Origin of the sequence: Streptomyces sp. Qhu_M48 (assembly GCF_051305195.1) — a bacterium.
Classification (GTDB): Bacteria; Actinomycetota; Actinomycetes; order Streptomycetales; family Streptomycetaceae; genus Streptomyces.
In genome coordinates, this window is the sequence record NZ_CP195432.1 from 4,125,241 (window position 1) to 4,145,004 (window position 19,764).

The 19,764-nt window shown below is 69.6% G+C and carries 17 protein-coding genes, 1 tRNA gene and 5 pseudogenes; 9 read left to right on the forward strand and 14 right to left on the reverse strand.

Features of this window, described 5'->3' with window-relative positions:
- Positions 1-20 precede the first annotated feature (20 nt).
- A protein-coding gene (locus tag ACRRSS_RS18875) for an IS5 family transposase (RefSeq protein ID WP_435975373.1) occupies positions 21-952 on the reverse strand; the annotation gives its coding sequence in 2 pieces (ribosomal slippage) (positions 21-617 and positions 620-952; 930 coding nt in all).
- A gap of 130 nt (positions 953-1,082) precedes the next feature.
- On the opposite strand from ACRRSS_RS18875, the gene ACRRSS_RS18880 reads away from it, so the two are divergent.
- Positions 1,083-1,164: transfer RNA gene (locus tag ACRRSS_RS18880), tRNA-OTHER, on the forward strand.
- Positions 1,165-1,267: 103 nt separating this feature from the next.
- Here the strand turns inward: ACRRSS_RS18880 and ACRRSS_RS18885 are convergent.
- Positions 1,268-2,191, reverse strand: a complete 924-nt coding sequence (locus tag ACRRSS_RS18885) for a hypothetical protein (protein ID WP_435972283.1) — start codon at positions 2,189-2,191, stop codon at positions 1,268-1,270.
- Between the two features lie 74 nt (positions 2,192-2,265).
- On the opposite strand from ACRRSS_RS18885, the gene ACRRSS_RS18890 reads away from it, so the two are divergent.
- The 3 genes from ACRRSS_RS18890 to ACRRSS_RS18900 all read left to right on the forward strand — a co-directional run bounded on the left by ACRRSS_RS18890 (position 2,266) and on the right by ACRRSS_RS18900 (position 4,693).
- Positions 2,266-3,102 carry a hypothetical protein gene (locus ACRRSS_RS18890; protein WP_435972284.1) on the forward strand — a complete coding sequence of 279 codons (837 nt, stop codon included), beginning with the start codon at positions 2,266-2,268 and terminating at the stop codon, positions 3,100-3,102.
- A gap of 329 nt (positions 3,103-3,431) precedes the next feature.
- Positions 3,432-4,277, forward strand: coding sequence for an IS5 family transposase (locus ACRRSS_RS18895; protein WP_435972285.1), 846 nt, complete (start codon positions 3,432-3,434; stop codon positions 4,275-4,277).
- Complete coding sequence (locus ACRRSS_RS18900; RefSeq protein ID WP_435972286.1) at positions 4,259-4,693, forward strand: hypothetical protein; 435 nt, start codon at positions 4,259-4,261, stop codon at positions 4,691-4,693. Before ACRRSS_RS18895 ends, ACRRSS_RS18900 begins: the two co-directional genes overlap by 19 nt.
- A 9-nt stretch (positions 4,694-4,702) precedes the next feature.
- Here the strand turns inward: ACRRSS_RS18900 and ACRRSS_RS18905 are convergent, their stop codons facing one another.
- Entirely contained in the window at positions 4,703-4,972 is a 270-nt protein-coding gene (locus tag ACRRSS_RS18905; protein ID WP_435972287.1) for a helix-turn-helix domain-containing protein, read from the reverse strand.
- 97 nt (positions 4,973-5,069) lie between these two features.
- Between ACRRSS_RS18905 and ACRRSS_RS18910 the strand changes: the two are divergent.
- Together ACRRSS_RS18910 and ACRRSS_RS18915 are read left to right on the forward strand one after the other, a co-directional pair.
- Positions 5,070-5,683 (forward strand): annotated as a pseudogene (locus ACRRSS_RS18910) (IS5 family transposase); the annotation flags it as partial.
- A gap of 8 nt (positions 5,684-5,691) precedes the next feature.
- On the forward strand, positions 5,692-6,015 hold the full coding sequence (locus ACRRSS_RS18915; protein WP_435972288.1) for a hypothetical protein: 324 nt from the start codon (positions 5,692-5,694) through the stop codon (positions 6,013-6,015).
- Positions 6,016-6,278: 263 nt separating this feature from the next.
- Here ACRRSS_RS18915 and ACRRSS_RS18920 read toward each other — a convergent pair whose 3' ends face one another.
- A complete protein-coding gene (locus tag ACRRSS_RS18920; RefSeq protein WP_030219333.1) occupies positions 6,279-6,482 on the reverse strand; it encodes a cold-shock protein in 204 nt (67 codons plus the stop codon).
- A gap of 732 nt (positions 6,483-7,214) precedes the next feature.
- On the opposite strand from ACRRSS_RS18920, the gene ACRRSS_RS18925 reads away from it, so the two are divergent.
- From ACRRSS_RS18925 to ACRRSS_RS18935, 3 genes and pseudogenes are all read left to right on the forward strand, one after another.
- Positions 7,215-7,712 carry an RICIN domain-containing protein gene (locus tag ACRRSS_RS18925; protein WP_435972289.1) on the forward strand — a complete coding sequence of 166 codons (498 nt, stop codon included), beginning with the start codon at positions 7,215-7,217 and terminating at the stop codon, positions 7,710-7,712.
- A gap of 417 nt (positions 7,713-8,129) precedes the next feature.
- Positions 8,130-8,514: pseudogene (locus ACRRSS_RS18930) on the forward strand (barstar family protein).
- Between the two features lie 182 nt (positions 8,515-8,696).
- Positions 8,697-9,497, forward strand: a complete 801-nt coding sequence (locus tag ACRRSS_RS18935; RefSeq protein ID WP_435972290.1) for a maleylpyruvate isomerase family mycothiol-dependent enzyme — start codon at positions 8,697-8,699, stop codon at positions 9,495-9,497.
- Between the two features lie 713 nt (positions 9,498-10,210).
- On the opposite strand, the gene ACRRSS_RS18940 is transcribed toward ACRRSS_RS18935, so the two are convergent.
- The 10 genes and pseudogenes from ACRRSS_RS18940 to ACRRSS_RS18985 all read right to left on the reverse strand — a co-directional run bounded on the left by ACRRSS_RS18940 (position 10,211) and on the right by ACRRSS_RS18985 (position 19,715).
- A complete protein-coding gene (locus ACRRSS_RS18940; RefSeq protein ID WP_435972291.1) occupies positions 10,211-10,591 on the reverse strand; it encodes a profilin in 381 nt (126 codons plus the stop codon).
- Positions 10,592-10,707: 116 nt separating this feature from the next.
- The gene (locus ACRRSS_RS18945; RefSeq protein WP_435972292.1) at positions 10,708-11,268 is read right to left on the reverse strand and encodes an IPT/TIG domain-containing protein; all 561 of its coding nucleotides are present in this window, start codon (positions 11,266-11,268) and stop codon (positions 10,708-10,710) included.
- 34 nt (positions 11,269-11,302) lie between these two features.
- A pseudogene (locus ACRRSS_RS18950) lies at positions 11,303-11,374 on the reverse strand (hypothetical protein); the annotation flags it as partial.
- Entirely contained in the window at positions 11,341-12,009 is a 669-nt protein-coding gene (locus ACRRSS_RS18955) for a YncE family protein (RefSeq protein WP_435972293.1), read from the reverse strand. The gene ACRRSS_RS18955 and the pseudogene ACRRSS_RS18950, both read right to left, overlap by 34 nt.
- Positions 12,010-12,121: 112 nt before the next feature.
- Positions 12,122-12,238, reverse strand: a pseudogene (locus tag ACRRSS_RS18960) (hypothetical protein); the annotation flags it as partial.
- A gap of 808 nt (positions 12,239-13,046) precedes the next feature.
- Positions 13,047-13,238 (reverse strand): annotated as a pseudogene (locus ACRRSS_RS18965) (hypothetical protein); the annotation flags it as partial.
- Positions 13,239-13,660: 422 nt separating this feature from the next.
- Entirely contained in the window at positions 13,661-15,100 is a 1,440-nt protein-coding gene (locus ACRRSS_RS18970; protein WP_435972294.1) for an aldehyde dehydrogenase (NADP(+)), read from the reverse strand.
- A gap of 67 nt (positions 15,101-15,167) precedes the next feature.
- Complete coding sequence (locus tag ACRRSS_RS18975) at positions 15,168-16,289, reverse strand: (Fe-S)-binding protein (RefSeq protein ID WP_435972295.1); 1,122 nt, start codon at positions 16,287-16,289, stop codon at positions 15,168-15,170.
- Positions 16,286-17,665 carry an FAD-binding oxidoreductase gene (locus tag ACRRSS_RS18980; RefSeq protein ID WP_435972296.1) on the reverse strand — a complete coding sequence of 460 codons (1,380 nt, stop codon included), beginning with the start codon at positions 17,663-17,665 and terminating at the stop codon, positions 16,286-16,288. Before ACRRSS_RS18980 ends, ACRRSS_RS18975 begins: the two co-directional genes overlap by 4 nt.
- A 55-nt stretch (positions 17,666-17,720) precedes the next feature.
- Positions 17,721-19,715 (reverse strand): GH39 family glycosyl hydrolase, encoded by a 1,995-nt coding sequence (locus ACRRSS_RS18985; protein ID WP_435972297.1) that lies wholly within the window; start codon positions 19,713-19,715, stop codon positions 17,721-17,723.
- Positions 19,716-19,764: the final 49 nt, after the last annotated feature.

Sequence of the window (19,764 nt, forward strand, 5' to 3'; positions counted from 1 at the left end):
CGCCGTTTGACTCCTGCCGATCATGCGCGGAGCCAGATAGTGAGAGCTGCGACGGTTGTGGTGCCGAGGTAGACGTAGCCGCGCTTGTCATAGCGGGTAGCCACGGCCCTGTGCTGCTTCAGCCGGTTGATGGCCCGTTCCACAGTGTTCCGTTTCTTGTACCGCTCTTCATCGAAGCCTGGTGGCCGTCCGCCGCGTGAGCCTTTGCGCAGGCGGGCGGCCTGGCTGTCGGTCTTCTCCGGGATCGTGTGCCGGATGCCGCGGCGCCGCAGGTAGTCACGGCACGGCCCGTTGCTATATGCCCTGTCCGCGGCGACGCTGTCGGGCTTGTTCCGGGGCCTGCCGGGTCCGGGTTTGGGGACGCGGATCTTCTCCAGGACCGGCTTGAACTGGGTGCAGTCCGCCCGCTGTCCTGGTGTGACGATCAGGGACAGCAGGCGGCAGCGGCCGTCCGCGCTCAGGTGAAGCTTGGTGGTGAACCCGCCGCGCGAGCGGCCCAAGCCCTCGCCTTCAGCACCACCTCCACCAGGCGGGCGACGAGGCTCTGCCACGGTGTCTCGTGCTGGTGTTCTTCTGACGCGTCCCCCTTTGATGCGGGGGCGGGCGGCGGGTCGTTGCGGGCACCCGCCGCGTGCTGATGCGCCCGCACGATGGTGGAGTCAACCGAGACGTCCCAGTCGATCTCATCTGCCGCGTCGGCCGCGGCCTGGACCTGCTGGAGCAGACGCTCCCACGTTCCGTCCGCCGACCACTTCCGGTGACGTTCGTAGACGGTCTTCCACGGCCCGAAGCGCTCGGGCAGGTCACGCCAGTGAACGCCGGTGCGCACCCGGTGCCGAATCCCGTCGATCACCTGTCGGTGATCCCGCCACCTGCCACAACGCCTGTTGCTGACCGGCAGAAACGGCCGTAGCCGTTCCCACTCAGCATCGCTCAGATCACCCCGCTCCATGACCACATCAACGACCTGAGCGGGGAACAGCCACATGATCGGCCGGAGAGGGCCTAGGCGTCGTCCCGCCTGGTCAGCGCTCCAGCAACGGGTGGGCTGCTGCCGTGTGCGTGCGTACGATGCCGGGGTGGTCTTCGTCGTCTAGCGGCCAAGGACACCGGTCTCCGGTTCGCCCGGAATCGGAAACCCGGGTTCGAATCCCGGTGAAGGCTGCTTCGGGTACGTGGTGGGTTCTGCCGGTCCTTGACGGCCGGGCGGGGCAAAGCAGCGGTCGTGCGCGGTGGGTGGTTCGTCTGGTCTGGGGCGGGCGGTCGGTCAGAGGCGGAAGCCGCGGTCGGGGTCCCGGGCGTGGTCCGGCCGGAACGGTTCGAACCAGTCGTCGGCGGCGAGGTTGACCATGCCCATGGCCTGATGGACCTCACTGTCCGGGTCTTCCATGCCGTCGAGCTTTGCGTCGAAGAGCATCAGTACGTCGTGGTCCTCGAAGAGGTCGCTCAGGCAGCCGTCCCAGTCGTAGGCGGCGCCGCTTCCGGGCAGGCCGGCAACAAGCTTGGCGACGGCGTTGGGGCGGTTGACGGTGATCGACCGGGCCTGGCGGATCATCAGGTGCAGTGCTATCTCCTCGGCCGTGCACCGGGGCTCGACTCCGGCACGGCCCTCCTCGCGCAGGTCGGTGGAGAGGTCGTCGAAGGTCCGGGCCATCTGCTGGCGCCACTGCCCGTTGCGGCGCAGCGTGATCGGGGGGAGCTGGCCGAATACCCCGCCGGCGCGTCGTGGAAGGGGTTCGTCGCCGAGTGCGGTCACCTCCTGCCAGGCGAGGGTGGACAGTTCCTCGGCCGCCAGGCGCAGTACGGCGGCGGTGCGCGAGGTCAGTACGTCCTCTTCCTCGTCCGGCCACGCTTCCTCGTCTTCGTCGTCGAGGTGCCAGTGCGGGTGCTGGATGCGGGAGGCGAGCCGGGAGCGTGCGTGGGCGGCGGCGTGCTCGGGTTTGGCGAGGCAGGTGTCGATGAGCTGGAGGTCGTCGTCGTAGGGGTCGGCGGCGAGTTCGACGGCGGCATGGGCCAGGAGGCAGGTGCTGGTGTCGGCGTCCGGTTGCGCGCATGGCAGGACGACGGCGTAGTGGGTATCGGTCAGCCGGTCGATGACTTCGGCGATGACGGCGGTGACGATGGTCTGTTCGTCGAAGGGGGCCTGGATGTCGAGCTGGTCGAGGATGAGGAAGTTTCCGGGGTATTCCACGGCGTCTTCCAGGTCGGGCGTGGGCTCGCCGTCGGGGGAGAGCAGGGCCCACCGGCGGTACGTTTGTGCCGTGGATGCCCCCGCTGCTCGGGATGGCGGCGAACACGCTCCGGGTGGAGGCCACGGCTCCTAAAGTCCGGGGGGTGACACTGATCCCGACCTTCAACGACTTCTTGACCACAGACTGGTCCCGGCTACACCCGGGCGACACGACCGTCCACGCCCAGTGGGCGGTCTACGATCAGGCCATCTCCGAGCGCGTGCTCATGATGCTGACGGACCCTGTGATCCAGGGCAGCGAGAGGCTCGCAACCGACATCCTGGCCGAGGACCTACTGGAGACCTTCTTCGGCCCCGAGTGGGTAGCCAAGAGGTTTGCACTGGCCGACACGCAGGGGCTGGCGGACTTGCGGTGGCTCCTCCCCGCCCACCGCCGACGCGAGCTGGCCCGACGGGTCTACGAGTTTCAGAGCTTCCCCTGGTTCCAACACTTCGTGGATCACACCCGCACCAACGAGATCCCCTCTGCCCTGTTCGAAGCCGACGTCCTTTCTGCCCTGATGCACCTGCCGGCCACCGTGACGCGAAACCAGGCCACGGGGATGAAGGGACAGGACTTCGACGTTCTCGTCGAGCGGCTCGGCGGGCAGCCTCGAATCCCCGTCGAGGTCAAGAACAAGGACGACGACTCCGCGCTCACGGACAACGCCGTCCGGCGGATCCTCAAGAAGGCAGCCACGCAGCTTCCCGAAGAAGAAATCGGATGGGTCTTCCTGCGGATACCCAGTGCCTGGGTCGGTAGCTGCCTGGAGGACGGGTATCACGAGATGCTCCACGATGCGGTCCGTCAGACGTCAAAGATCGGTGCTGTATTCACCGCCATCGACAAGCTTCACCTACGGATCACGTGAACTGCCGGTGAGGGCTGGAGGGAGGGTGGCGGTGCGTGAGACTCGGCCGACACTCACCTGTCCGGAAAACTGTACCGGTTTCCATGCCGTCTGGGTGCGGTCCTGTAGTGTCCTGCTCACGCCGTGCGAGGTCTCCGGATCGAGCGGGTGTCTTGGAGGCCGGCGCCCCGCTTCGGCGGACTGAGGGCGCCGGCCGCTTTCATGCCCCGGCCCGCCCCGGCCTCTCAGAGGGCGGTATGAGAGTGCATAGGGGGATTGCCGTCACCTGAACGTGTGGCGGTGCGGTATCCCGGCCGGCCGACGGCCGTGAGCGTGTTGGGCTGGGCGCCGTGAGTGAGCGCAAGCCCTACAAGACCGACGTGAGCGACGAGCAGTGGGTGCTGGTCGAGCCGGTGATCGCCGCGTGGAAGGCTGCGCATCCCTCGGTCAGCGGCCATCAGAGGCGTTACGCGATGCGGGAGATCGTCAACGCACTGCTCTACCAGGGCCGGACCGGTTGCCAGTGGGAGCTGCTCCCGCACGACTTTCCGCCGCCCGGCGCGGTGAAGTACTACTTCTACACCTGGCATGACGACGGTATCGACCAGACCATTCACGACCTGCTGCGCTGGCAGGTGCGGGAAATGGCGCGTCGGAAGGCGGACCCGAGTCTGGTGGTGCTTGACACCCAGAGCGTGCACGCGGCGGCCGGGGTGCCCGCGCAGTCGACGGGGCGTGACGCGGCAAAGAAGGTACCGGGCCGCAAGCGCGGCCTGGCCGTTGACGTTCTGGGGCTGGTGATCGCGGTGGTCGTGGCGGCCGCGTCGGCGCACGAGAACGCCGTCGGCATCGCGCTGCTGGACAAGGTCGCCGCCGACACCGACACCGTGCAGAAGGCCCTGGTCGACCGGGGCTTCAAGAACGCCGTCGTCGCGCACGGGGAGAAGGTGGGCATCGAGGTGGAGATCGTCGAGCGCAATCCCGCGCAGACCGAGTTCGTTCCCCAGGCCAAGCGGTGGGTCGTGGAACGCGCCTACGGGATCTTGATGCTGCACCGCAGGCTGGTGCGCGACTACGAGCATCTGCCCCGCAGCTCGGAGTCGCGGGTGTACCGGGCGATGACCGCGGTGATACTGCGCCGGCTGACCTCGGCGATCGTGCCCGCCTGGCGCACCGCATGGCCGGCGGGGAGCTGACGCTCGGCGCGGTGCTGGAGGAGCGGGAACGCGAGATCGCCGCGCAGGCCGAGACGACGCGGGAACACATCACGCAGCTGACCGCCCAGCTCGACGAACTCGGCCGGGCCGCCGAAGAAGTCCGGATCACCCGCAAGACGCTACTGGAGCTGCCGGACCCGCAGCCGCCCGCGCCGCCGGCACTGAAACTGCCGGACCATCCGGCCTACCAGCAGATCATGGCGGTGTTCACCGCGGCCGACCATCCGCTGCGGGCCCGGCAGGTGTGCGAGGCGATGGACCTGCCGGTCGCGCCCAACAACATCAACAACACCCGCCTCAAGCTCAAGCGGCTGGCCGACCGCGGAATCCTGGCCGAAACCGAGCCAGGACTGTTCACCAGGCCACGTCCGCAATCGCCCGGAGTTCAGCCCTGACCAGCGCGCCTACTCGAGGTCCACGGCGGAGTCGGCCGATGCCTCACGGCCCATCGCCTCGGACGGCGCGGTCTTGATGCTGCCCGGAGCCCAGCCGAGGAGTTCCTCGAAGGTTCGGGCAACGGTCGGGGTGGGCAGGTCCCCACGGCCGCTTTCGAAGGTCCTGATGGTCGCCTCACTCAGCCAGGTGCGGCGCGCGAGTTCACGCTCCGAGATGCCTTCGGCCTCACGGAACTCGATGAGGGCTCTCGCCAGCCGTGTCGAATCCTCTCCACTCATGACCGCAGTATGTCGCCGAGCCCGGGCCGGGGAGCCCTGATCTGCACGCCAATCCCATAGCAGAGTCAGATACAAGGCAAAAGCCTGCATACCGCCCTCTGAGTGGACGAAGGCCCGTGTGTGGGCCAAGCTCTACCGCCTGGTCCTCGACGAGCTCGGGTCCCGAGGCGAGCTGGACTGGTCCCGCTGCGCAATCGACTCGGTGAACATGCGGGCCTTGAAAAGGGGGACCTGACGGGCCCGAATCCTGTGGACCGGGGCAAGTACGGCTCGAAGATTCACTTGATCACTGAGCGGACCGGTCTGCCCATCTCTGTCGGGATCTCGGCGGCGAACCTGCACGACAGCCAGGCCCTGATCCCGCTGGTGAAGGGCATCCCGCCGATCCGCTCCAGCCACGGGCCCCGGCGGCGCAAGCCGGGCAAGCTCCACGGCGACAAGGGCTACGACTACTCCCACCTGCGTAGATGGTTATGCCAGCGCGGCATCACCCACCGCATCGCCCGCAAGGGTGTCGAGTCCTCGCAGCGGCTGGGCCGTCACCGCTGGACCATCGAACGCACCATGACCTGGCTCGCCGGCTGCCGCCGACTCCACCGACGCTACGAACGCAAGGCCGACCACTTCCTCGCCTTCACCGCCATCGCCTGCACCCTCATCTGCTACCGCAGACTCAAGACGACTCCAGGCGTTGTGAAAGCTGCGTCATGATGGTCCGCGTGAGCGAAGAGACTGCGTTTGAGGCCGTATCGCGCCTGTACCAAGAGTTCATGGAACTACCGTTTCCTCCCAGATTGGCTGGAGGCGACCGGGCTGGCTTCGACCTAGTGATGCTGGACTCGGATACCGCAGGCTGCGTTTTCACGTGGATCAAGAACGGCGGCGAGCTCGAAGCGCGGGGTCGAAGCATTCTGCTTCGCTGCATCGCCCGCCTAGACCGAGTCGTACCTGTGCTCGGCGAAGCGGACGCCCCTGAGTACTGGCACCGGCTGCGCGAGATGGCTCAACTTGTCGCGGATTCCACACACGTAGCCACCAAATGAGATGACCTCTAAGCCTGATCAACCTGGGCGCTTTTGAAGGCAACGTGGGTCCGTGACCTCGTCGGATCCAGGCTCGAGAGTGTGCTCCGGCTTGACTTTGATACTGACTGCCCGTCGTGGAACGGTCGCACTCAGGTTGAACGTCAAGCGGATTCGCGGTGTGCGACGTCGCGGCGGCGGCGCTCCTCGGCGTCCTGGTGATGGGGCGACGCCCCGCGGGCGGCTGAGAGCGGCCCGCGGGGCGTCGGGGATGCAGGCGGGGCTCAGACCGGGCGGATGTTCTCCGCCTGCGGGCCCTTCTGGCCCTGGGTGACGTCGAACTCCACCTTCTGGCCCTCCTGGAGCTCGCGGAAGCCCTGGGCAGCGATGTTGGAGTAGTGGGCGAAGACGTCCGGGCCTCCACCATCCTGCTCGATGAAGCCGAAGCCCTTCTCCGAGTTGAACCACTTCACGATTCCCGTAGCCATGTCTCATGCCTTCCAGCCGATGATCGCCGCCCACACGGCGCGGGAGGCGGAGGTGATCGCCCTGGCTCCTGCGGCACAGCACAGCAAAAGACCCACGCCGAAGGCATGGGCAAAGGGAGGATCCGAACCACGACAGCTAACCGGGACGGTACACGCCCGTACGCGCTGTGACCACAGGAAACGCCTGACGCCGAGGGGCAGATGACCGCCAGGGCGTAGAGGCGCGGCGCGGGCCAGCGGTTCGAGGTCGCCGTAGAAGGCGGCGTGCACAGTGGCGGCCAGTGCGCGGGCCCGCCCCTCGCCGTCCACGTCGTACTGCACGACGTAGACCGGGTCGGCGAACAAGTCGGGGGCGCTCAGAACAGCGCAGAGGCCGCCTGTGGGCTCGGCGCCGAAGCACTGAAAGCCACTGCCGAATCGCACACGGACCGGGCGGCCGACCCCGTTGCGGAGGCAGTGCTTTCGGCCACGGCTAGACACTGACCAGGCTTAATGATCATACTGTGGCCGGATCGCACGCCATGCGACACACGATCAGTTCAAAGCGCCTCCCACCATGGGCGTTCCCTCATCGGCGCTCCCGGGCTTCAGTGCTCGCGGGTCGCCGCCGTGTGCCCGGCGGGCGAACGCCCCTTGCCGAAAGTTCCAGCCCTTCGGGGCTCCCTTCGGCATGGGCACGCACCCTTCGGCCCCGCAGGCCGAAACACGAAGAAATCCAAGATACGGGGAAGCATGATTCGCAAGTTTTCGACGGCGCTCTTCGCACTGGCCGCCATGATCGGGTTCACCTCATTCACCGTTAGCCCGGCCCAGGCCGTCGGCACCTCGGTCCTGTGGAACACCGAGAACAAGTGCGCGACCCCCGAGGGGAACAGCACCGCCAACGGCACCGTCGTCACGGTCTGGTCCTGCACGGGCAGCAGCCTCCAGAAGTGGCACTGGTATGACGGCACGATGCTGCGTCACGACGTCAGCGGCAAGTGCCTGACGCCCAGGGGCAACGCCTCCGGCACCAACGGCGCCGTGCTCACCCTGTGGGACTGCAACCCCTACCTGACCAACAACCCGCAGCGCTTCGAAAGCAACCTTGCGGAGGAGCGCATCTGGACTCGCCACGGCGGCAAGTGCATCACTGCCAAGGGCAACTCCCTGGGCAACGGGACCTGGCTCACCCTGTGGACCTGCGGCACGCCCTGGAACCACCCCCAGTCCTGGGCCATCGTCGGCTAACAAGCCGCTGGCTCACCAGCGTCACTGGCCAACCCGTCAGGCCGAGCTGACCACACGGAAGTTCGGACTGACCGACTGATCCAGAACGCAAAGAGGCCCCCTCCCCGCGCACCGCGGGGAGGGGGCTCGTCTTCGCTTCGGGTCCGGCTACTCCTGACCGGCCTACGACGTGGGGACAGCTCCCCCACCACGAAGGCGCCGACAGGGCCGGAACGGGCCGTCAGGCCGGAGTGGAGGAGGTCAGGACCGGGCGGCCGATGTGGTGGTGCTCGACCTCCACCCCGTACGCGTCGCCCCACGCGGCTCAGACACGGGCCGCGACCGCTCCCGCGACCGCAACATTCCTCTTCCGGGCTAAGCGGAGGCGGCCAGAATCGAGGGGGACGCAGCCTCGGAGCCGCACGTATCCTCCGCGCCGTGACTCCGACATACGTGCTGGACAGCAGGCAGATCAGGACGCTGGAGGACTTCTGGCGAGTGATCGGCGAAGCGATCAACGGTCCGGGGGGCTACTTCGGTCGAACCTCGACGCCTTCGCTGAGTGCCTCAGCGGTGGCTTCGGAGCGCCCGACGACGATGACTACGTGGTTGAGTGGCGCGACCCCCAGCTGCCTCGCCAGCATATCGGCCATCCGGAGACAGCTCGCCAGCTCGAGACCCGGTTGTCACGTTGTCACCCCACGAACCGGCCCTTGGGCAACGCCGATCCTGCCGCAGCGAGACAAGAGCGCGGGACCACTGTCTTCGATTGGCTGATCGAGATTTCAACGATCACGCTCCTGGCGTTCTGCGACTCCGATGAGCCGTAGTCCGGTCAACGACTCGATGCCTGTCTCCCTGGCAGGCGACCATGAGCCGGACCGCTCTCAGCAGTGGGCAGCTTGTCCCCCGAGCGGTGGGAGGCGAGGACGTCCGCAATGGCCAACCGGCGGCGACTGTGAAAATGACTGTCCGATCACCGGTGCACGGTGGTAGACACCCTGCGTGGAAAAGAATCTTGAGTTCCCTGACTTGTTGCGACTGATCGATGAACGGTCGACCGCCTTCCGCGCCGTGGTGGCCGCCGCGCCCGGTCTCGACGCGCAGGTGCCGACCTGCCCCGGGTGGACGCTGTTCGATCTGGTGAAGCACCTGGGTGGGGGAGACCGTTTCTGGGCCGCCATCGTCGGCGCGGGGTCTGCCGACGCTCCCCCGGCCGAGGCCGTCGCCGCGCGCGCCGCGCTGGAAGTGCCGCAGGAGCGTGAGGCCCTGCTGGACTGGCTGGACGCGTCGACGCAGCTTCTGCTGGGCGCCCTGCGTGCGGCGGGACCGGAGAGCGGTTGCTGGACGTGGTGGCCCGCGTCGCAGTCACCGCAGACCGCCGGCGGCACCGCGCGGCACCGGGTCCAGGAGACCGCGGTGCACACCTACGACGCCCAGCTCGCCGGGGGCGCCCCGCAGCCGCTGCCGGTCGAGCTGGCACTCGACGGTGTGGAGGAGTTCCTGTTCACCGTCTGCGCAACGCCGAGTGCCTGGCCACACAAGCCCACGGCCTTCGACTTCCACGCCGCCGAGGGCCTCTCCTGGCGCCTCACCGTCGACGGCGACGGGGCACGCACCACCCGCATCCCCGCGCCCACCGCCGCGACCGGCGAAGACTCGGACGCGGCCGGGGCCTCTGTCCACGGCACGGCCAGTGAGCTGGTCCTCTACCTGTACGACCGGATCCAGGCCGCTTCCTTGCACGTTGACGGAGACTCAGGGCTGCTCGACCTGCTCCGCGCCTGGGAGCCGGAGGAGAAGTAGGACGTAGCGGGGCGGTTGCCGCGCCTCGAGCCGGTAAGACACGACTCCTCGCCAGGTTCGTCAGTCGCGGCACCGGGCTCAAACCCGCGAGGCGGCCTCGGGGCGTCACCAAGCCGACCGGTTACCTGGATGGCAGTGCGAATTTGTCCGTCCCAGCGATCACGAGAAGCGACGCGGCTGCCGTCATCCCGATCGCGTCGAGGAGTCAGTCGATCAAGTGACTGCGGCGGCTGCAGGGCCTCTTGGTCGCTCGAAGGGTGTCGGATCCAACGTGCGGTCCACGAAGCCCTGTTGTCACATTTCTACGGCACCGCGGGAGTGGGGGCCACTTCAGCTACTCTCGCGTGTGACTGTCTGGCTCACGGGTTCGGGAACGCCAGCGGGGCGACGCGCGAGCGTCGGTATCCCCCCGACCCCGGGACGGCCGCATCGACGGCGCCGCGGCCGCCGCGCTGAGCCCCGAGCCTGCCCGCCGAGTACCGGATGGGGGTGCTGTTGAGCAGCTGGACGCGCTGCGGAAGCTGGGCGTGGAGTGGGCGTGAGACAGGTGGAAGGTCGTGGAACCGGTTCGAGCCGCTGGGTTGCGGCGCGGCCGGTTGTGGAGTTGTGACCGACGTGCCGAGTCGTGCTGATCCCCCCGTCAAGGCCGTCAACCCAGCAGCGCCACCACGGGGGCCTGGACCGCGTGGCGCTGAGGAGCTGACCGAGGTGGATCAGCAGCCGTTCGCGATCAGGTAGTCGGCCAGCTTCTCGACCGTCAGCTGCGCGTCTCCGGGTTTCTGTGTCTCGTCCCACCGGCCGATGACGATGCACTGCCCCGTCTTGGCGAGCACGACGCCGGTGGCACCCTTCATGGCGATGATGCTGCGGGCGTCGCCCTTGCTGCCGTGGTACTTCACGCCCACGACGGTGACACCGCCGACCATGACATTCCCCGGGTTCTGGCAGAGCTTGACGATTGCCACCCCCTCACCGGCCAGGGGACGGTAGTTGGGGCTGGCCGCCCAGGCGTTGCCGTCGAAGCCGTCGATCGCCCCCTGGCGTACCTTGCCGGTTCCCACCAAGTCGTTGTCAACGTAGTCCTGCCACGACATATGCGAGTCCTCTCGGTTGCCCTCCACCGGTTCGGGTCCGGCGGAGGGAGGCAGTTGTCAGGGCACAGCACATGATCACGTGCTGGTGCCGATGCTGGTGCTGGTGCTGGTGGTGGTCAGGGGCAGGTGACGAGCACGATGGAGATAGCGGTGCAGGTCACGGACGCGCTGTCGTTGACCGGGTTGGGGTCGCTGGGCGCCGAGGTGGTGCGCAGGCCGGTGACCTTGACCGGGCCCAGGGTCAGCAGGTGCAGCGGGACACGGAAGGTCTTGTTCACGCTCGCGCCGTTGGCGATGGTCTTGTAGGTGCAGGTGACCGTGGTGTCGGCGGTGGTGCAGCCGGTGGACAGGTTCGTCGCGGAGGCGCCTGTGGGAAGTTTCGCGGTGAGGGTCGCGGAGGTGACGGCGGCGGGCCCGGTGTTGTGGGCGGTCAGGGTGTAGGTCAGGTAGGGCACCAGGATGCCCAGGTGGGGCTGTACGGTCAGGTTGACGTCGATGTCCGCGGCTGCCAGGTAGGTGTACTGGCCGGCCGTGGTGGCCGGGCTGCTCCCGGCGGGGGTGGTGACCCGTACGTCGACGGTGCCGGCCGCGTGGGCGGGGGCGGTGACGGTGCAGGTGGTGGCGGTGCAGGTGATCCCGGTGGCGGGGGTGCCGCCGAAGGTGACCGCGGTTGGCACCGGTCAGGTTCGTGCCGGTGACGGTGACCGGGGTGCCGCCGGCTGCCGGGCCGGAGGTGGGGCTGAGGGAGGTCACGGCGGGGGCGGGTGCGGCGAGGCTGAGCACGTCGAGGGTGTCGTTGCCGCTGTTGATGACGTAGGCGGCGTGCCGTTCGGGCTCATTTCGACGGCGACGGGGCCGCTGCCGATCGGAGCGGTCTCGGTGACGGTGTTCGTCGCGGTGTCGATCACCGCCAGGCTGTTGCCGCCGGCGAGCGCCGCGTAGGCGGTCGCGCCGTCGGGGCTGAACGCGGAACCGGTGGGGTTGCTCGTGGTGGTGATCGTCGTGGACACGGTGAGCGTGGCCGGGTCGACGACGGAGATGAAGTTGTCGTTGGAGTGGCTGACGTATGCCGTCCCGGTGACGGGGTTGACCGCCACGAAGAACGGCTGGTCGCTCAGCGCCACGTTCGTGGTGAGCGTGTCGGTGGTGGTGTCGATGACGGCCACCTTGTTGTTCCCGAAGGTGGTGACGTAGGCGCGTGTGCCGTCGGAGCTGAGGGCAATGTCCCTCGGGAACGGGCCGACGGCGACCGACGCGATGATCGCGTCGGTGGCGGTGTCGACGACGCGGACCGAGCCGTTGGGGAAGCCGATGTCGTCGGTGACGTAGGCCCGGGTGCCCGCCGCGTTGACCGCCACCGCCCCCGGGGTGACGAACCCGGCGATGGTGCTGGTCACCGTGTTGGTGGCGGTGCTCACGACGCTGACCGTGCCGTCGTCGGCGTTGGCCACGCACAGGCGCGCTGTCCGGCGTGACGGCGATTCCGGTGGGATAGGTACCGACCGGAATGGTGGCACCCACGGTGTTGGTGGCCGTGTTCAGGACGGTGACCGTGGAACTGTCGGAGTTGGTGACGTAGACGTGCGCGCCGTCGGGTGCCACGGCCAGGTGCTCCGAGGTCGATGCGAGCGGCGCGGTGGCGATCACGGTCGGTGTCGCCGCGGCCGCCGGGTGACGGTCAGGGCGCTCAAGCCGCTCACGGCGAGCGCGAACACAGCGGCCGCCGCGATGCGCCGGCGCCAGGGAACACGAGATGGATGTAACGGGGATATCGAGGACACGGTGCTTCCCCCCTCATCAGCCGCGGCACGACGGCGGGGACCGAGGGCCCCGGAAGCCGGCAGTCACGCGGTCACACACGACGCCCCGCACCAGCGGCCAACCACCCCGCAGGCACACAACGCCCCTCGCGCACCATCGCGGCAGAATCGCACCGCGAAAGCCTGACGACCCAGCCCGATGACCGGACCTGGCGGGTCACTGGCATCGTCTCAGCGACCAGCCACCCACCACACAGAAACCCTGGAATTCCTCACGGGTCGCGGCACGTTCCCCGGTCGATCAGAACGCGTAGGCCGGGGAACCGCAGTGCGGTGTTGCACCCCCGCGATGTCCGGGACCGTGACCGTGGTGGTGGGGTAGCGGAACACCTCGCGGGCAATAGCCCGCTTGAGAAGCCGGATGATCTCCTTTTTGGTCCGGCCGGCCGCGGTCTGTCGGACCATGTAGTCGCGGGTCCGGCTGCCGCTGGTCATGCGGACGAGGACTATCCGGTAGAGGGCCGCGTCGGCGGCGCGGTCGCCGCCTCGTGAGAGGCGGCGACGGTTGGTTTGCCGCTGGAGGCCGGGACGGGGGCGACGCCGCACAGGGCTGCGAGCGAAGCCTCGGTCCGGAGGCGGCCGGGGTTCCCGCCGGTCCGACTCGCCGCTGCGGCGCCGTTCGGCGCGGTCGATCCGTTCAGCAGCCGGTGGATCCGGTCGGGACCCGCAGGCCCAGCCTCCTCCGCCAGCGTCCGGCCATTCTTCCGCTCCAACGGGGCGATCAGCCCCTGCATATACGCAAGCGCCGACTCACGCGGCTCCGAACCCGCGGCCTCGACCTGGTTCCTCGAACCCCACCCCCGCCGCCCCTTGGGCCGGGAACCCACTGCCGCAGGTCGAGGGCCGCCTTCGGCGCACGCGCTGGCGTGCGGGCCATCGGCGACGAGCTGACTCGCTGGACACGGGACGAGCTGGCCGAGGCCGCAAACCTGGTGCGGCTGTACAAGGACATCCGTTTCGTGGTCCAGGACGGCCGGCTCCGCCGTGTGCCGCACCCCGGTGACGGCCCGCTGACAGCGGTGCAGTTCGTGGCCGACGACGCCGACCGCTCGGTCGTCCTGGTCTGTCGCGCCCTGGCACCCGGTTCGGTCCCGCCGAGATACCTCTCCGTCTGCGCGGGCTGGACACCGGCGTCCGGCACCGGAACGAGGACACCGATGTGGCGGGGTCCGGGGCGGCCCCGCCGGCCTTCGGCTCCCGCTGCCCGGCCTCCCGCAGAGCGACCAGGCCAGCACCGTGGTCCGCTCTGTTACGCCCCTGTCCGCTGCGGTACCCGCCATGGGTTGGTGGTCCGCAGGGGGTATGGCAACAGGGCCTCGGGCATGTTCTGGTAGGCGACCGGGCGCAGCCACCGGGCGACGGCGGCGGCGCCCACGCTGGTGTGGAGCGGGTTGGTGGTGGCCGGCCAGGGGCCGCCGTGGTGCATGGCTCGGGTGACCGCCACTCCTGTCGGCCAGTCGTTCCAGATCAGGCGGCCGGCGCGCAGGGCCGACCAGATGTCCCGCGACAGTTCCTCGTCCGCGTCCTCCTGGCCGTGCACCGTGGCCGTGAGGCTGCCCGGGAGCTCGCGGAGGGTGGTGAGCAGGTCCTCGGTGGAGGCGTAGGTGACGACGGTCGATGCCGGGCCGAAGCATTCCCGGAGGAGTTCGGGGTGGGCGCGCAGGTCGTGAGCCGTGACGGTGAGGAGCGTCGCCGAGGGTCCTTCGGTGGGTTGCCCGGCGCGGTGGGCGCCGGTGGGTGCGGCCTCGATCCGTTGGACGGCGGGGTGCGTGGCCAGCTCGTCGAGGGTCGCGCGGTAGGCCTCGGCGATCCAGGACCCCAGCATCGGCTCGGAGGAGGTCTGCGTGACGGCCAGGCGGAGCAGCCCGTGCAGGTCGTGGTGGTCAGGCAGGAAGAGCAGGCCCGGCTTGGTGCACAGCTGGCCCTGGCTGCGGGTGACGGACGCGATGTACTCGCTCACGAGGGCGGGCCCGCGTGTGGCGAGGGCGTGGGGCGTGACCACCACGGGGTTGAGGGAGCCCAGTTCTCCGTAGAACGGGATCGGGTGGGGGCGGCCGGAGGCAAGGTCGAACAGCGCCCGGCCGCCGGTGGTGGAACCGGTGAAGCCGACGGCCTGGACGACGGGGTCGGTGACCAGGGCGCGGCCCGCCTCGCGACCGTGGACGACGGAAAGCGCCCCCGGTGGCAGGACTTCGGCGGCGAGGGCGGCGGTGCGGTCGGTGAGACGGGGGTGGCCCTCGTGGGCTTTGATCACGACCGGGCAGCCGGCGGCGAGCGCGCTGGCCGTGTCTCCGCCGAGGACGGAGAAGGCGAAGGGGAAATTGGAAGCGGTGAAGACGGCGACCGGGCCGAGCGGGACGAGCATGCGCCGTACGTCCGGGCGCGGGGCGGGGGCGGCCGTGTCGTCCGCCCGGTCGATCATGACGTCGAGGTGGCCGCCCTCCTCGGCGATCTCGGCGAACATCTCCAGCTGTACGCGGGTACGCAGTACCTCGCTCCGCAGTCTGTCGACGCCGAGGCGGGTCTCCTCCTCCGCGAGGCCGACCAGTTCGTCGGTGTGCTCGCGGAGCACGTCTGCGAGGTCGCGGAGGAGTGTGCCGGCCTCGGCCGGGGAGTGTGAGGCGAGGGCGGGGGCGGCGCCGCGGGCGGCTTCGGTAGCCAGCGGGTCGAGCGGGGTGCGGGAGGACATGTCTTCTCTCCGTGGTGTGGCGCAGGGTGGGCTGAAGTCGGTGTCCCGGGCGGGGTGTCGGGCGGCGCTAGGTGATCGGAGACGTGTTCTCTCCTGCCATGAGCAGGAGTTCGGCCAGGTGCACGGCCTTGACCTGTGAGCGTCTGCGGCGCAGGCCGGTGCGGAGCTGGCGCAGACAGCCCGGATTGACCGCGGCGACGAAGTCGACGCCCGCGGCCTCGACCTCGTCGATCTTGGCCGTGAGGATGCGGCGCGATTCCCGGGGCCGCAGGAGGGAGTAGGTCCCGGCGGCGCCGCAGCAGGTGCCGGCCGAGGGGAGTTCGACGTAGTCGGCGATTCCGGCGAGCAGATCACGCGGGGCGGTCCACACTCCGAGGCCGTTGCGCAGGTGGCAGGAGTCCTGGAGGGCGATACGGGCTCGACGGCCGTCGACCCGGAGTTCACCGAGGGGCCGGTACGAGGAGCCGGTGGCCAGGTGGTCGGAGAGTTCACGGACGCGATCCCTGCCGAGGACCGAGGCGAGGTGGGCGGCGCAGCCGCCGGAGGTGGTGACGATGGTGCCGGGAAGATCCTCGCCCATCCGGTGGGCGAGGCGTTCGCCGGTGGCGGTGTCGCCGTTGTGGGCGTGCAGCGCGCCACAGCAACCCTGGGAAGGGGGGACGGTCAGTCCGGGGACGAGGGCGAGAGCGGCGCGGCCGGCGCGCGGGAAGAGGACGCGCTCGAAACATCCGAGCATGAGTGAGGCCCTGCCGGAAGCGGCGGCCGGGGTCTCGGCGACGTTCGTGCGCGGGGTGCCCCGAAGCCGTCCCAGCAGGCGGAAGAGGCCCCGCTGGTCGGCGACCAGCATGAGGGCACGGGCGAGAACGGGCATCCGGCGCCCGCGCCACTGGTGGTCGCGCCACTGCTCCAGCAGCTGCCCGTACTCGACGCCGGCCGGGCAGACCGGTTCGCAGGCGCGGCAGCCCAGGCACTGCGAGGACTGTTCCCTCAGGGTGGGGTCGTCGGGTGCGAGATCGCCGTTCTGCAGGGCACGCATGAGGTTGATCCGACCGCGGGGAGAGGAGGCCTCGTCACCGGTCTCGGCGTAGGTGGGGCAGGCGGGGAGGCAGAAGCCGCAGGAGATGCAGCGGGAGAGGAGGTCCGGGTCGAGGACGGGCTTCGGGAGGGGGCCGCCCGTGCGGTCGGTCATGAGCCCAGCTTTCCGGGGTTGAGGATGCCGGCCGGGTCGAAGGCCGTCTTCAGTCGGCGCAGGAGGGTGATCTGGTCGGCGCCCAGCTGCGCGGTCAGATAGGGGAGTTTGGCCGCGCCGACGCCGTGTTCGCCGGTGATGGTGCCGCCCAGGTCGATCGCGGCGGCGAAGATGTCGGCGAAGGCCCGCTCCGCGCGGGCGATGGTGTCCGTGTCGTTCTGGGACTTCACCACGCAGGTGGGGTGGAGGTTGCCGTCGCCGGCGTGGCCGAAGGTGGCGATCGTGACGCCGTGGCGGGCTCCGATCGCGTCGATGCGGTCGACCATCTCCGCGATGCGGGGCCGGGGCACGGTGGCGTCTTCCAGGATGGTCAGTTCACCTAGCCGGGAGAGGGCGGGAAGTGCGCATCGCCGGGCGGCGAGCAGGGCCTCGGCCTGGGCCACTTCGGCTGCGGTCGTGACGTCGAGGGCATGGTGGGCCGTGCAGACGTCACTCATGCGCTCCAGGGCGCGGGCGACCGTGTCGCTTTCGCCGTCGTCGCCGAAGAGGAGCAGTGCGCCGGCGTCGGTGCGCAGCCCGAGACGGGCGAAGTCCTCCACTGCCCGGACGCAGGACCGGTCGAGGAATTCGAGGGTGGCGGGGAGGATGCCGGCGGCGATGATCGCGGTGACGGCCCGGCCCGCGGCTGCCAGGTCGGGGAAGTAGGCGACTCCCGTACCGGCCGTCGCGGGGGCGGGCCGCAGGGCGAGGGTGGCTTCGGTGATGACGGCGAGGGTGCCTTCGGAGCCGGTGAGGAGTCGGGTGAGGTCGTATCCGGCGACGTCCTTGTGGAGGCGGCCGCCGGTGCGGATCACCTCTCCTGTGGGCAGGACCGCTTCCAGGCCGAGGACGTAGTCGCGGGTGACGCCGTATTTGAGGCCGCGCAGGCCGCCGGCGTTGGTGGCGATCGTGCCGCCGATGGTGGCCACCGTGCGGCTGCCGGGGTCGGGGGCCCACAGGAGGTCGTCGCGGGCGGCGGCATCCGCCAGGGCGGCGCTGGTGACGCCGGGCTGGACCCGGGCCAGGAGTTCGGCCGGGGCGATCTCGAGGATCTGGTTCAGACGGGTCAGGACCAGGACGACGCCGCCCTGGGAGGCGACGGTGGCGGCGCACAGGTTGGAGCCGGCGCCGCGTGGGATCACGGGGACGGCGCAGCGGGTGGCGATGTCCAGGACGGCGGCGACCTCGGCGGTGTCCGCCGGGAAGACGACGGCGTCGGGCCGGGCGTGGAACAGCGGTGTCGCGTCCCGGCTGTAGGGGACGAGTTCGCCGTCCGTCTCACGGAAGTGACCGGGTCCGACGACCGACCGCATGGCCGCTCGTGCGGTGGCGTGCATGGGGTTCTCCTCGGAGCCGGGCCCCGCCCGGGGGAGGGAGCGGGGCCCGGCGGTTCTAGAGCCTGATCGCGGAGCGGTCGGCGATGAGAACGGGCGAGTCGTACACGGGCACGTTGCGGAAGGTGTGGGTGCTGCCCGACACCGTCCAGTCAGCGGCGGGGATGTCGAAGACGGCGCCGGTCCGTACGTCGACGTAGACGGGGTCGGTGAAGTTGCCGTTGGGGAGGGTCAGGCGAACCGGGGTGCGGGTGGTGCTGTCGCCGGGGGTGGTGGTGCCGTTCCAGACGCCGACGATCTGGCGCCCGGTGTCGCGCTTGGCGAAGCCCTGAACTGTCAGGGTCGTGGCGGAGTCGGTGGTGAAGGGGTAGGCCGGCAGCGCCGTCACCGTGCTGTCGATGACGGAGGCGAGGGTCTGGACCGCGTAGTAGGACGGCTTGGCGTAGCGGATCGACTTGTCGCTGTTGGTCTGGAGCAGGCCCTTGCTGTTGATCTTCGAGGGGTAGTGGAGGTCGGAGATGCTGAAGGCGCTGGTGCTGATGCCCTGGCCGAGGTCGTGCGTGAGGCGGCGCAGGAACCACTTGGTCTGGCTCAGTTCGGTCCAGTCCAGGTCACCGAGCGCGCCGAAGCTGTTGGGCGCGCTGGGGGCACCGTTCTCGCCCTGCCTCAGTACGGCTCCGGGGGCGTACTGGTTGATCAGGGCCCGGATCTTGTCGACCTGCTGGTAGGTCCAGACGTCGTCGGGGTTGGGGTTGTAGGGGTGGTAGCTGATGCCGTCGAGCAGGTGGCTCTTGCCCTGTCCGGAGAGCCGGACGAGGAAGTCGTTGGTGTACGGGACGTCGATGCCGGCCTCGCCCGGCCCGTAGATGACGGAGCCTGGCTGTTCGGCGCGGACACGGGCCGCGGTGCGGGCGAAGAAGTCGGCGTACGTGGCCGCCGGGATGCCGGCGAGGTTGGGCTCGTTCCAGATCTCCCACTCGGTGACCCGGTTCTCGTACCGCTTGACCATGGCGGTCACCCAGGCGTCCCAGGCGGCCAGGGCCTCGGTGGACGTCGGGATCTGGCCGCCGAGGCCGGAGCCTCCGCCGCCCGTGTAGATGCCGTTGCCGTAGGACAGTTGGAGCCAGGGCTTGACGCCGCGGGCCCTGGCGTCGTCGACGATCCGGTCGAGCCATGTCCAGTCGTAGACCCCCTTCGTCTTCTCGGTCTTGGCCCAGCCGCCCTGCAGGCGGACTCCGGTAGCCCCCAGCCGCCCCAGGTAGGGGGCGTACGCCTGGTAGTTCGTGTAGTCGCGGTCGAGGGTCTCCGCTCCGACGAGCAGCTGGGAGGTGCCCACCTGCGCGGCCGTGCGGGGGGCGATCGTGCCGAGGTGCGGCCAGGCCGTCGGGGACGCCTCGACGGTGGTGCGGATGTCGTCGAGGTAGGCGGTGCCGGTGTCGGCTACGGACACCCCGGCCTGCAGGCTGCCCAGATCGGTGGTGGAGGTGCGGAAGTCCAGCCCGGCCGCGCGGCGTTCGCCGTCGATGTGGAGGTCGGCGCTGGCGGTGCCGGGCCGGGCGACGAGACGGATGTCGTACCAGCGGTTGGGGGCATAGGCACCGAGATCGACCTGGGTGGCGCCGTCGTAGGTGTAGAGACGGCCGGTGGGGCTCATGGCGACCGTGACGCTGTGGCCGCCCGAGCTGTCGAGGTGTACACCGACCGTGGCGGTGGTCTGTGCCGCTCGCAGCCGGAATCCGGCGACGACGGTCGACGTCGTGGTCCCGAACGTGGCGGTGGCCGTGGCGTTGGCGGTGCTGGAGACGTCTCGCAGGCGAAGGCTCCGGTCGACGGTGCCCGTCACGTCCTGCACGGTGACGTCGCCGCTGACGGTCCAGCCGGGAGCGGGAGCACCCGGGGCGATGGTGTCGAAGGTGCTGGAGAGGTTCGCCGCGGCGGCCGGGCCGGCCGAGGCGACGGAGATCAGGGCGCCGACCAGGGCGCCGGTCAGGAGGAGCGGGACGGTCCTTCCCGTACGGGACCGTACGGAACCGGATGTGGCGGGGTTGACCATGATTCCTGCCTTCTGCGGGGGAGGGCGGATCGATCGGTGGACGGGATTG

Coding starts and splice junctions, on each gene's coding strand:
- ACRRSS_RS18890 (WP_435972284.1), top strand. CDS start 2,266: ATGCCCCCGCTGCTCGGGATGGCGGCGAACACGCTCCGGGTGGAGGCC.
- ACRRSS_RS18900 (WP_435972286.1), top strand. CDS start 4,259: ATGGCCGGCGGGGAGCTGACGCTCGGCGCGGTGCTGGAGGAGCGGGAA.
- ACRRSS_RS18905 (WP_435972287.1), bottom strand. CDS start 4,972: ATGAGTGGAGAGGATTCGACACGGCTGGCGAGAGCCCTCATCGAGTTC.
- ACRRSS_RS18920 (WP_030219333.1), bottom strand. CDS start 6,482: ATGGCTACGGGAATCGTGAAGTGGTTCAACTCGGAGAAGGGCTTCGGC.
- ACRRSS_RS18925 (WP_435972289.1), top strand. CDS start 7,215: ATGATTCGCAAGTTTTCGACGGCGCTCTTCGCACTGGCCGCCATGATC.
- ACRRSS_RS18940 (WP_435972291.1), bottom strand. CDS start 10,591: ATGTCGTGGCAGGACTACGTTGACAACGACTTGGTGGGAACCGGCAAG.
- ACRRSS_RS18970 (WP_435972294.1), bottom strand. CDS start 15,100: ATGTCCTCCCGCACCCCGCTCGACCCGCTGGCTACCGAAGCCGCCCGC.
- ACRRSS_RS18975 (WP_435972295.1), bottom strand. CDS start 16,289: ATGACCGACCGCACGGGCGGCCCCCTCCCGAAGCCCGTCCTCGACCCG.
- ACRRSS_RS18980 (WP_435972296.1), bottom strand. CDS start 17,665: ATGCACGCCACCGCACGAGCGGCCATGCGGTCGGTCGTCGGACCCGGT.
- ACRRSS_RS18985 (WP_435972297.1), bottom strand. CDS start 19,715: ATGGTCAACCCCGCCACATCCGGTTCCGTACGGTCCCGTACGGGAAGG.